11 protein-coding genes are annotated in these 11,923 nt (G+C 64.9%); 10 read left to right on the plus strand and 1 reads right to left on the minus strand.

Translation table 11 applies throughout. The features are described from left to right. Positions 1 to 8: 8 nt before the first annotated feature. The 4 genes from ACVWWD_RS07505 (at position 9) to ACVWWD_RS07520 (ending at position 4,938) form a co-directional block, all read left to right on the plus strand. Positions 9 to 704: an ABC transporter ATP-binding protein gene (locus ACVWWD_RS07505; RefSeq protein ID WP_352563484.1), complete on the plus strand. Its 696-nt coding sequence runs from the start codon at positions 9 to 11 to the stop codon at positions 702 to 704. Continuing rightward, a complete protein-coding gene (locus ACVWWD_RS07510; protein WP_457102983.1) occupies positions 704 to 3,253 on the plus strand; it encodes an ABC transporter permease in 2,550 nt (849 codons plus the stop codon). Before ACVWWD_RS07505 ends, ACVWWD_RS07510 begins: the two co-directional genes overlap by 1 nt. 227 nt (positions 3,254 to 3,480) lie before the next feature. Continuing rightward, positions 3,481 to 4,254: a Bax inhibitor-1/YccA family protein gene (locus ACVWWD_RS07515; RefSeq protein ID WP_023774447.1), complete on the plus strand. Its 774-nt coding sequence runs from the start codon at positions 3,481 to 3,483 to the stop codon at positions 4,252 to 4,254. A gap of 105 nt (positions 4,255 to 4,359) precedes the next feature. After that, on the plus strand, positions 4,360 to 4,938 hold the full coding sequence (locus ACVWWD_RS07520; RefSeq protein ID WP_023782087.1) for a GNAT family N-acetyltransferase: 579 nt from the start codon (positions 4,360 to 4,362) through the stop codon (positions 4,936 to 4,938). 75 nt (positions 4,939 to 5,013) lie between these two features. Here the strand turns inward: ACVWWD_RS07520 and ACVWWD_RS07525 are convergent, their stop codons facing one another. After that, positions 5,014 to 5,394: a DUF2794 domain-containing protein gene (locus tag ACVWWD_RS07525; protein WP_023782086.1), complete on the minus strand. Its 381-nt coding sequence runs from the start codon at positions 5,392 to 5,394 to the stop codon at positions 5,014 to 5,016. A 550-nt stretch (positions 5,395 to 5,944) separates the two neighbouring features. Between ACVWWD_RS07525 and ACVWWD_RS07530 the strand changes: the two genes are divergently transcribed. From ACVWWD_RS07530 to ACVWWD_RS07555, 6 genes are read left to right on the plus strand one after another with little or no spacing between them, the layout of a single operon-like run. Further along, a complete protein-coding gene (locus ACVWWD_RS07530; RefSeq protein ID WP_352552376.1) occupies positions 5,945 to 6,580 on the plus strand; it encodes a helix-turn-helix domain-containing protein in 636 nt (211 codons plus the stop codon). 35 nt (positions 6,581 to 6,615) lie between these two features. Then, positions 6,616 to 7,686 carry an extracellular solute-binding protein gene (locus ACVWWD_RS07535; protein WP_352552378.1) on the plus strand — a complete coding sequence of 357 codons (1,071 nt, stop codon included), beginning with the start codon at positions 6,616 to 6,618 and terminating at the stop codon, positions 7,684 to 7,686. Positions 7,687 to 7,708: 22 nt separating this feature from the next. Next, on the plus strand, positions 7,709 to 8,572 hold the full coding sequence (locus ACVWWD_RS07540) for an ABC transporter permease (protein ID WP_352552380.1): 864 nt from the start codon (positions 7,709 to 7,711) through the stop codon (positions 8,570 to 8,572). Then, positions 8,572 to 9,369, plus strand: coding sequence for an ABC transporter permease (locus tag ACVWWD_RS07545; protein ID WP_352552382.1), 798 nt, complete (start codon positions 8,572 to 8,574; stop codon positions 9,367 to 9,369). Before ACVWWD_RS07540 ends, ACVWWD_RS07545 begins: the two co-directional genes overlap by 1 nt. Continuing rightward, a complete protein-coding gene (locus ACVWWD_RS07550; RefSeq protein ID WP_352552385.1) occupies positions 9,366 to 10,478 on the plus strand; it encodes an ABC transporter ATP-binding protein in 1,113 nt (370 codons plus the stop codon). Before ACVWWD_RS07545 ends, ACVWWD_RS07550 begins: the two co-directional genes overlap by 4 nt. A gap of 22 nt (positions 10,479 to 10,500) precedes the next feature. Next, a complete protein-coding gene (locus tag ACVWWD_RS07555) occupies positions 10,501 to 11,886 on the plus strand; it encodes an NAD(P)/FAD-dependent oxidoreductase (RefSeq protein ID WP_352552387.1) in 1,386 nt (461 codons plus the stop codon). Positions 11,887 to 11,923: the final 37 nt, after the last annotated feature.

Here is an 11,923-nt window from a genome sequence, read left to right on the forward strand (position 1 = left end):
CTTTCATTTTGACAGAAGCCGTCATCGCGCTGAAAGACGTATCCCTGACACTCGGCGAAGGCGCTTCGTCGGTTCATGTATTGAAGGGTGTCAGCCTCGACGTCGCGCGCGGCGAGGCGACTGGCATCGTCGGCCCGTCGGGGTCCGGCAAGTCGACATTACTGATGGTGCTGGCAGGGCTGGAGCGGGTCGATTCCGGTACGGTGCGCATTGCCGGCGAAATCCTCAACGGCAAAAGCGAGGACCAGATCGCTTCGTTTCGCGGCCGAAACATTGGCATCGTGTTCCAGTCCTTCCACCTCATCCCCAATATGACGGCGCTTGAAAATGTCGCGGTGCCGCTCGAACTGGCTGGCCATGCCGATCCGTTCTCGGTGGCGGCGCGCGAACTGGCGGCCGTCGGCCTCAGCGACCGCGTCACCCATTATCCCGGCGAGCTCTCCGGCGGCGAGCAGCAGCGCGTGGCGATCGCCCGGGCGCTGGCACCATCGCCGCGCATCCTGATCGCCGACGAGCCGACCGGCAACCTCGATCAGGCGACGGGGAGGCAGGTCGCCGATCTGCTGTTCGCCAAGGCCGCCGAACGCGGCATGACGCTGGTGCTGGTGACCCATGATCCGGCGCTCGCGGCGCGCTGCTCGCGCCAGGTTTCGATGCGCTCCGGCCGGATCGAGGCGCCGCCGCCGGTCAGGGTCAGCGCCTGATGCCGCTGGCGCGGACCTTGAAGCTTGCCATCCGCTTCTCGCTGCGCGAGATGCGCGGCGGCCTGTCCGGCTTCCTCATCTTCCTCGCCTGCATCGCGCTCGGCGTGGCGGCTATCGGCGGCGTCAATTCGGTGGCCCGCTCCATCACCGCCGGTGTCGCCGATCAGGGCCAGACGCTGCTCGGCGGCGATCTTCGCTTCCAGATCAACCAGCGCGACGCCAGCCAGGCAGAACTCGGCTTTCTCGACGGGCTGGGCGTGGTTTCGCATACCGCCAGCATGCGCTCGATGGCGCGCCTGGCTGACGGGTCCGACCAGGCGCTGGTCGAGGCCAAGGCTGTCGACGAGGCCTATCCGCTCTATGGCGCGCTGGAAACCGAACCGGTGCTGACGAAGCAGGAACTGTTCGGCGGGCAGTTCGGCGTTTTCGGCGCCGCGGCACCCGACCTCTTGTTCGAACGGCTGCATCTCAAGATCGGCGACCGGCTGAAGCTCGGCACCGCCACGTTCGAACTGCGCGCCAGGCTGGTGGCCGAGCCTGACGCGGTCTCCGACGGGTTCGGCTTCGCGCCAAGGCTGATGATCTCGACCGAGGGCCTGGCCGCCACCGGGCTGATCCGACCGGGCAGCCTGGTCGAGAACGCCTACAAGGTCCGGCTGCCCGCCGGTGCCGACGAGGCTCGGCTCAAGGCCATCCAGGACCAGGCGGCCAAGGATTTTCCGGAGGCCGGCTGGTCGATCCGCACGCGCAGCAACGCCGCACCGGCGCTTTCCTCCAACATCGAACGCTTCTCGCAGTTCCTAACGCTGGTCGGGCTCACCGCGCTGGTGGTCGGCGGCGTCGGCGTCGCCAACGCGGTGCGCGCCTATCTCGACGGCAAGCGCGGCGTCATCGCCACCTTCAAGAGCCTGGGGGCATCCGGCGGCTTCGTCTTTGCCGTCTACCTCGTGCAGATCCTGATCATCGCCGCGCTTGGCATCGTGCTCGGCCTCGTGCTCGCGGCGCTGATGCCGTTCGCGGCGAGTGCCGCGCTTCAGTCGGTCATTCCCGTGCCGGCGCAAGGCGGCTTCTATCCCGGCGCGCTCGCCATGGCGGCCCTGTTCGGCCTGCTGGTGACGCTGGCCTTCGCGCTGCTGCCGCTCGGCCGCGCCCGTGACGTGCCGGCAACCGCGCTGTTTCGGGAGATGGGGCTGGAAGGCCGGGGTCTCCCGCGCCCCGTCTATGTCGTTAGCGCGCTCGGCATCGCGCTTTTCCTGGCAGCGCTGGCGATCCTGTTTTCGGGCGACCAGCGCATCGCCTCGATCTTCGTCGGCGCCACCGTTTTTGCTTTCCTGGTGCTGCGTCTCGTCGGCGGTCTGGTGCAATGGGCAGCCAGGAAAAGCCCGCGCGTGCGGTTTGTCGCGCTGAGACTTGCCATCGGCAACATCCACCGGCCCGGGGCGCTGACGCCCTCGGTGGTGCTCTCGCTGGGGCTTGGGCTGACGCTCTTGGTCACACTGGCGCTGATCGACGGGAATCTCAGGCGTCAGATCTCCGGCAGCCTGCCGGAGCGGGCGCCGAACTTCTTCTTCGTCGACATCCAGGGCAGCGAAGTCGATGCGTTCTCGTCGCTGATCGCGGACGAGGCGCCGCAGGGAACGCTGGCCAAGGTGCCGATGCTGCGCGGCCGGGTCATGGCGCTCAACGGCGTCGCCGTCGACAAGGTCAAGGTGCCGGCCGAGGGCGCCTGGGTGCTGAAGGGAGATCGCGGCCTGACTTACGACACCAAGCAGCCGGAAAACGCGACGCTGACCGAAGGCAAGTGGTGGCCCGACACCTATACCGGCGAGCCGCTGGTTTCGTTTTCAGACAAGGAAGGCAAGGAAATCGGGCTGAAGCTCGGGGACACGATCACCGTCAATGTGCTCGGCCGCAATGTCACCGCCCGCATCGCCAATTTCCGCCAGGTCGAATGGGAAACGATGGGCATCAATTTCGTCATGGTGTTCTCGCCCAACACATTCGCCGGCGCCCCGCATGGCTGGATAGCCACGCTCACCGAAAAGAACGCCTCGACGGCCGACGACGCGCGCGTCCTCAACGCCGTCACCCGCGCCTTCCCCGCCGTGACGACGGTGCGGGTCAAGGACGCACTCGACATCGTCAACCGGCTGGTCGGCCAGCTCGGCACGGCGATCCGGGCGGCGGCCGGCGTGGCGCTGATCGCCTCGGTTCTGGTGCTTGCCGGCGCGCTTGCCGCCGGCAACCGGGCGCGCATCCATGACGCGGTGGTGCTGAAGACGCTGGGCGCCACCAGGCGAACGCTGATCGCGGCATTCTCTTTGGAATACATGCTGATCGGACTGGCCACCGCGATTTTCGCGCTCGCCGCCGGCAGCGCCGCCGCCTGGTTCGTGGTCGCACGCATCATGACACTGCCATCACATTTCATGCCCGAGGTGGCGGTGGCGACGATTGCCTTTTCGCTGGTGATCACGGTCGGCATCGGCCTTGCCGGCACTTGGCGGGTGCTCGGCCACAAGGCCGCACCCGTGCTGCGAAACCTCTGATTCGCCGGCCGGCGCCCGCCTGCCCGGGTTAAAACTTGGTAAGAATGCCGTCCGAAACGGCCGGCGAAGGCGCATTTTGACCCGTCACGAACCGTTACACCCGGTTACGGTCTTGTTCTCGACGCGAATAACCATCATATTCCGCGCAGGCATGCTGGAGCCCCCCAGCGGCGCCTGGGTCCGCAAGAGGCCCGACACCGGACGGGGCAGAAGCAACGAGGATTCCAATGGCTGATCCCATTCGCAACTATCAGACGTCGGCGGTGCCCGGCGTCCGCGCCGACATCGACCAGGGTCTGCGCGCCTACATGATCAAGGTCTACAATCTGATGGGGCTTGGGCTGCTCATCACAGGCCTTGCCGCCATCGGCACGATCATGCTGGCCACCACCACCGATCCGGCTTCGGCCGTCGCGACGCTGCCGAGCGGCGAGATGCTGACCTCCTTCGGCTACGCGATCTTCGGTTCGCCGCTGCGCTGGGTTGTCATGCTGGCGCCGCTGGCCGCCGTGTTCTTCCTGTCGTTCAGGATCCAGTCGATGAGCGTCGCCGCCGCGCAGACCACCTTCTGGGTCTATGCCGGTCTGGTCGGCCTGTCGCTGTCGTCGATCTTCCTGGTCTACACCACGGCCAGCATCTCGCAGACCTTCTTCGCCACCGCCGCGGCCTTCGGCGCGCTGTCGCTGTTCGGCTACACCACCAAGCGTGACCTGTCGGCGATGGGCTCGTTCCTGATCATGGGCGTGTTCGGCATCATCATCGCGTCGGTGATCAACATCTTCCTGCAGTCGTCGGCACTGACCTTCGCCGTCTCGGCGATAGGCGTGTTGGTCTTCGCCGGCCTCACCGCCTATGACACGCAGAAGATCAAGGAGATGTATTTCGAGGGCGACACTTCCGATGTCGCGGGCCGCAAGGCCATCATGGGCGCGCTGTCGCTCTACCTCGATTTCATCAACCTGTTCATGTTCCTGCTCCAGTTCATGGGCGACCGCCGCTAAGCGGCATTGGACCATCGACTCCTGAAAGGACGGCCCAACGGCCGCCCTTTTCTTTTACACGGGCCTCTGCTGTTATTGAAAGCACAGGAGAGGCTTGCATAAAGAATGAGCAATATCGTGATCAGGCCTGCGACCCCCGCCGACCTCGACGCCATAACCGAAATCTACGCCGACGCGGTTGCCAACGGCACGGCGAGCTATGAACTGGAGCCCCCCAGCCGCACCGAGATGGGGACGCGATTCGCCGCACTCGCGGCCGGCGGCTTTCCGTATCTGGTGGCTCAAAAGGCAGGCGCCGTGCTTGGCTATGCCTATGCCGGCGCGTTCCGGCCGCGCCCGGCCTATCGCTTCATCGTCGAGGATTCGGTCTATGTCGCGCCTGACGCGAAGGGCCAGGGTGTCGGCCTTACACTAATGCAAAGCCTGGTCGCGGCGGTCGAGGCGGCAGGCTTCCGCCAGATCGTCGCGGTGATCGGCGATGGCCGCGCCGACAGCGCCTCGGTGAGGCTGCACGAAAAGCTCGGCTTCCGTCATTCCGGCCGCCTCGAGGGCTCCGGTTACAAGCACGGGCGCTGGTTGGACACGGTATTCATGCAGCTATCGCTCAACGGCGGGGCATCGCTGCCACCTGATTCGGATTCGCTGCCGGAGCGGAAGTTCCGGAAGGGAGAACTGAAGAATTGAGGAATAAGACACTCGGCGCCTGACGTAAGCGGCTCTTTTCCTTCGCTCCTCAATTCTTCAATTCGCCATTCACCCCTATACCAGCTTCAGCTTGCTGTCGAAGACGCCGAGCACGCGGCCAAGCTCCTGGCCGCGTTTGAGGATGCGCCCGCCCGCCGCGATGACGGCGAAGGCGCCTTGCTTGCGCGCCAGTTTCGGGTCCTTGACGATCTGGAACAGCGGCACTTCGCTGGCCCGGCGGAAGACGGAAAAGACAGCGCGGTCGGTGAGGTGATCGATGGCGTAGTCGCGCCATTCATTGGCCGCGACCATGCGTCCGTAAAGCCTGAGGATCTGGTCCAGTTCGCGCCGGTCGAAGCGGACCGGCTGGTCGAGGCGTGCGCTGCGCGCCTCGTGTAGCGGGATCAATATCGCGGATGCGTCTCCATCCCCCATCCCGCCGCCGTCATCGGTCATGCCTGCCTCGATCCTCAAAAATGAATCTTTGCCAACCAAAGTTGGCCCCTTCGCATCGCAATTGCAAGAGCCGGAGAACCGAAGCAGCGGCGCGCCGTTTCCGCCGCGTCCAGTCACGTTTGTGAAACGCGTGTTGGAATTGGTGATGGTTCGCCACATTTCTGCCTTTTTTTATCCGCGCTCATGCCCCAATGTCCGACGAATTTACCGGCGTTGCCTGAGACGGTTCGGTCCGGCACCGGCTCGTAAACCCCAAGCCCCCCGCCCACGGGTCTGCGTCGGATCGAACCAACCTCGGCCTTTTCCTCGGAAAAGCCGGGTGCGACGATCCCAAAACCTAAATGACCGACGTCAGAAGCAAGCTGACGTCGGTTTTTTCGTTTTTGAGCCTTGCACCCGGGACTGCGCGCGCCGAGCATCGGCGTAGGGCCGAGGTCGCCAGCCCCACGTCGCTATTCAATTCTGCCGACCATGCTTGCCATTTTCCGTATCACTTAATAGGGTGTTAAGTGGAACGGAGACGACAATGCCACACGCATCGGACTCCCCAGTGAAACAGTTGAATGGCCGGGCGGCCGTGTCGGAGGCCGGCGGCGTCGGCCCTCGTATCAAGGCATCGCGCACGGCCCGGCGCGTCTCGCTACGCCAGCTTGCCGACATGACGGGCACCACGGCGAGCTTCATCAGCCAGCTCGAGCGCAATCTGTGCGGCGCCAATACGGGCACGCTGCTCAAGATCGCCGCCGCTCTCGATCTCGGCATCAACGATCTGTTCGAGGACAATGCCCGTCCCCTGCACAAGGTGTTGAGGCGCGAGGAGCGGCCGGTCGTTCCGGTCGGCCTCCAAGGCCGCAAGATGCTCCTGTCGCGGCGGCCGATCCATCAATTCGAAGTCTATGCCGGCCATTTCGAGGTTGGCGGCTCGACCGGCGACGAGACCTATGTGCATGGCGGCGAGCACGAAATGTTCATGGTGCTCAGGGGCACCGTCGAGCTGACGCTTGCCGACGAGCGCCATCTGATGCGCGAAGGCGACAGCGTCGAATACGCAACCTCGGTGCCGCACCGGACCGTCAATGTCGGCGACACGCCGGCCGAGGTCCTCTGGATCATCGCGCCGCCGACCGCCGGCGCGCTCGAACTCGATCGATACAGGCCCGGAAACCGCTCGCATCCGGGTGAATGAAAACAATGCGAGTTCTGCAAATGGGAGAGATGATCATGAAACTGGGATTTGGACATGCGGCGGCCGTCGCCGTGCTTCTGGCGGCCACCGCCGCGCTCGCGCAATCCAAGCCGGTGGCGGGAGAGGTCGCTGATGGCTCGCTGAAGGGCAAGACGCTGACCCTGGTTTCCTATGGCGGCATCTACCAGGACGGCCAGGCGGCCGCACTCAAGGAGTTCGTCGACAAGTCCGGCGTCAAACTCCTCAATGACGGTCCGACGGAGATCGCCAAACTGCAGGCGCAGGTCGAGTCCGGCAATGTGACCTGGGACGTCGTCGATACCGACGACCTGCCGCCCTATGTCTATTGCGGCAAGCTGTTCCAGAAGCTCGATCTGACGAAGCTCGACGTCTCGAAAATCCCGGAAGGCCAGGTCGGCGAATGCTCGGTGCCGGCGATGAACTACGGTGTCGTGCTGATGTACAACAAGGAAAAGTACGGGGATAATCCGCCCAAGAGCTGGGCCGACTTCTTCGATACCCAAAAATTCCCCGGCGTGCGTGGCATCGACGGCTCCGGCAGCCCGACCGGTGGCCTGCTGGAACAGGCTTTCAAGGTTGCCGGCGGCGACCCGAAGGCGATGACGGTGGCCGATATCGACAAGGCGATAGATGTGGTCCGCAAGCTCGGCCCCGACACGATCTTCTGGAAGACGGGTGCAGAATCGCAGCAGCTCGCCGAATCCGGCGAGGCCGACATGCTGATGATGTGGACGGGCCGCGCCATGACGGCGGTCAAGAACGGCGCCAAGTACGCGCCCGCCTGGCAGGACTGGCTGGTGGTGATGGACCAGATGACAATCCCCGTCGGCGTCAAGGATACGGATGCGTCCTATGCGTTGCTCAATGCCTATCTTGGCAAGCATGCCCAGGAGATATTGGCGGAGAAGACCTCCTACACGCCGATCAACAATGACGCGCAGCCCAAGGTCGACGCTTCCGTCGCCGCCTACCTGACCAATACGCCTGAACGCCAGAAGCAGGGCTACAAGCAGAACTTCAAGTTCTGGGTTCCGAACTTCGCGGTGGCGCAGGAGAAGTGGGCGGCGCTGATGGCCGGCAACTGACCGGCTGACGGGAAGCAAGGCCGTGAGCGCGTCCGAGCCAACCATTCCGGCCGCCGAAAGGCGCTGGGCATGGCGGCCGTTCGCGCTCGCGTTGCCGGCCCTGGTCCTGCTTTTCGGGGTGATCGGCTATCCGCTACTGACCATCGTGCTGCGCAGCCTGTCGGAACCGGAGTGGGGAGCGCAGAACTATGTCTGGTTCTTCAGTGCGCCGATCAACCTTGTCGTGCTCCAGCGGACCTTCGTCATTTCGGCTTGGGTCACGCTGGTGTGCTTGGTTTGCGCTTATCCCTACGCCTATCTGATGACCGCGGTCGGTCCTCGCGTCCGGCTGGTGCTGCTCTTGTGTGTGCTGATCCCGTTTTGGGTGAGCGGCGTGGTTCGCACCTTGTCCTGGGTGATCCTGCTCCAGGATTCAGGCGTCATCAACTCGATCCTCAGGTCGCTCGGGCTCGGTGGTATCAGGCTGATCCGCACCCAGACGGGCGTGGTCATCGGCATGGCGCAGGTGCTTTTGCCGTTCATGATCCTGCCGCTCTATTCGGTCATGAAAGGTATCGATCTCAGGCTGATGCGCGCGGCGCAAAGCCTTGGCGCGCGGCCGTCCCGCGCCTTCTTCACCATCTACCTGCCGCTGTCGCTGCCGGGCGTCTATGCCGGGGCGATCATCGTCTTCATCCTGGCGCTCGGCTTCTACATCACGCCGGCTTTGCTCGGCGGTCCGCGTTCGACCATGCTGTCCACCCTGGTGCAGACACAGGTGCTCAGCCTGCTGCAATGGGGCCGTGGCGGCGCCATGGGCGTGGTGCTGCTGGTCACGACCTTCGTGTTGCTGGCGCTCGCCGCGCCCGTGATGCGATCCCGGTACCGGGAAGCGGAGCGGCGCTGATGGAGATGAAGCCGCTCACCCGCGTCATCCTCGGCCTTGTCTGCCTGGTGGTGGCCATATGGCTGGTGGCCCCCACGCTGGTCGTGGTGCCGATGTCGTTCAACGAGAACAAGTCGCTGGCGTTTCCGCCGCAGGGCTTTTCCTGGCAATGGTACCAGAATTTCGCCACCAACCCGGACTGGTCGAACAGCTTCCTCAATTCGCTGAAGGTCGCCTCGATCGTTGCCGTGCTGGCAACGGTGCTCGGCACGCTTGCCGCCTTCGGCCTCGACCGCATGAAGGCACGGCCGGCAAACCTGCTGCGCATGCTGATGTTGACGCCGATGGTGGTGCCGGGCGTGGTGCTGGCCATCGGCATCTACGCGGTCTATCTCGATACACGGCTTGTCGGCACGCTGCTCGGCTTCGTGCTCGCGCACACCATCCTTGCGCTGCCCTTTGTGCTGATTGCCGTCTCGGCCAATCTCGAAGTGTTCGACAGGCGGCTCGAGACAGCCGCGGCGAGCCTCGGCGCCAGCGCGCTCACCGCCTTCCGCACGGTGACGCTGCCGCTGATTGCACCCGGCATGCTGTCGGGCCTGCTGTTCGCCTTCGCCACCTCCTTCGATGAGATCGTCGTGTCGCTGTTCATCACCAATCCCTACCTCAAGACATTGCCGGTGCAGATCTTCGCTTCCATCACGCGCGACGCCGACCCGACGGTCGCGGCCGTCGGCACCATCCTGTTGTTTGCCACCACGATCCTGATCGGCGGCGGCATGCTTCTTCTTGGCCGCGAGCGGAAAGGACGCCAATGACCTTGGGGCAAGAGAGCAGGGGCGCGGCGATCGATCTCAGGACGATCAGCAAGGCCTATGGCAGCTTCAAGGCGCTGGACGGCGTGTCGCTGCACATCGAGGCCGGCGAGTTCATGACGCTGCTGGGACCAAGCGGCTCCGGCAAGACGACGACACTCAACGTCGTCGCCGGCTTCACCGAGGCCAGTGCCGGCGCGCTGGAAGTGGGGGGCAAGAGCGTCGTCGGCGTGCCGGCGCACAAGCGCAACATCGGCGTGGTCTTCCAGCATTACGCGCTGTTTCCCCATATGACGGTGAGCCGCAACGTCGCCTATCCGCTCGCCTTGCGCGGCGTGGCGGGAGCCGAGCGCGAACGACGGGTGCGCCAAGCGCTCGACATGGTCAAGATGGAGGATTTCGGCCATCGCTTCCCCAGCGAGCTTTCGGGCGGCCAGCAGCAGCGCGTGGCGCTGGCCCGCGCCATCGTCTTCGACCCGCCGCTGCTGTTGATGGACGAGCCGCTCGGCGCGCTCGACAAGAAGCTGCGCGAATGGCTGCAGCTCGAGATCAAGCGCATTCACCGCGAACTCGGCACCACCTTCGTCTATGTGACGCACGACCAGGAAGAGGCGCTGGTGCTGTCGGATCGCATCGCCGTGTTCAACCGGGGCCGGATCGAACAGATCGGTACCGGGCGCGAGCTGTATGACGAGCCGGCGACACTGTTCGTCGGCAAGTTCATCGGCGATTCCACCGTCTTGCGCGGGGCCGCCGCCACCTCGGGCCAGGAGACGGCGATCGAGATATCAGGCCAGACGGTGACGACCGCCAAGCGTCTCCCCAATGGCGGCAGGCCGGTCATGCTGCTGCGTCCCGAAAAGCTGGCGCTCGCCCGCCCTGGCGCGGGCGGCGATGGCCGCAACCGGCTCACGGGGCGCATCGGCGAAGCCATCTATCTCGGCTCCGGCTCAAAATACGAAGTCGATCTGGCCGACGGCTCGAAAGCCATCGTGCGCTCGACGCTGGAAGCAGACAGTTTCGTCATCGGGGACGAGGTCGAGGTGCTGTTCGCCGGCGCCGACGTGAAGCTGCTCCCCGACGACGACAAGGCTGACCTGACGCTCACCTGATTTCGGGACGGATTTCAAAAAAATGCAAGCCAAGCACAATGGCGACGTGTCGTTCTGGTATGCCGATATCGGCGGGGTGCCGGCCTATCGGCCGGCCTTGCCCGGCGACATCGAGGCCGATGTCTGCATCGTCGGCGCCGGTTACACCGGCCTGTGGACCGCCTATTATTTGAAGAAGGCGCGGCCTGCGCTGCGCATCGCCATCGTCGAGAAGGAGTTCGCCGGCTACGGCGCGTCGGGCCGCAATGGTGGCTGGCTGTCGGGCGGCTTCAGCTGGTCGCGTGAGAAATACGCAAAGACCTCCTCGCGCGGCGCGGTGATCGACATGCAGCGCGCCATGTCCGGAACGGTCGATGAGGTGATCGCGGTGACGGAAGCCGAAGGCATCGACGCAGATATCCGCCGTGTCGACAACATCACCGTCGCCACCAACACAGCACAATTGCAGCGCGCCAAGGCCGAATACGAGGAGCTGCTGGGCTGGGAGATGCCGCCGGAGCGGCTGGCCTTCCTCGATGCGCGGGAGGCGCGCCAGCGCATCGCCATCGACAAGGTGCTGGGCGCCTTCGTCGTGCGCAACGTCGCGCGTGTCCAGCCGGCCAAGCTGGTGCAAGGCCTGGCGGCGGCTGTCGCGCGGCTTGGCGTGCCGATTTACGAGCAGACGCAGGTGCTGGCGATCGAGAAGGGCAAGGTCACCACCAGCAGAGGCATCGTGCGGGCAGGGAAGATCGTCCGCGCCACCGAAGGCTTCACGGCTGGCATCCCCGGCTACGAGCGTCTCTGGCTGCCGCTGAACAGCGCCATCGTGGTGACCGAGAAGCTGCCGCAAGAACTGTGGGATCAGATTGGCTGGAACGGTTACGAGGTGCTGGGCGATGCCGCCCACACTTATTGCTACGCGCAGCGCACGCGCGAAGGCCGCATAGCCATGGGCGGCCGTGGCGTGCCCTACCGCTTCGGTTCGCGCACCGATGTGCGCGGCCGGACCCAGCAAGCGACCATCGACCAGTTGCACGAGGTGCTGACCAGGTTGCTGCCGCGGACCAAGGGCGTGCGCCTCGACCATGCCTGGTGCGGGACGCTGGGCGTACCGCGCGACTGGTGCACCACTTCAGGCTTCGACCGGGAAAGCGGCATTGGCTGGGCCGGCGGCTATGTCGGGCTCGGGGTTTCCAGTTCCAACCTGTCAGGCCGCACCTTGCGCGACCTCGTGCTCGGCCACGACACCGAGCTGACCCGGCTGCCCTGGGTCAACCGCACGGTCAAGAAATGGGAACCGGAACCACTGCGCTGGCTCGGCGTGCGTACAATGTACCAGCTCTATCGCATCGCCGACCGGCGTGAAGCAAACGGCTTGGACCGGACCTCACGCCTTGCGGCTTTCGCCGATCGCCTGACCGGACACTGAGCATCCGGGCGAACTGCGTCACAGGTCCCCGGCATTG

Source organism: Mesorhizobium sp. URHB0026 (genome assembly GCF_054059755.1).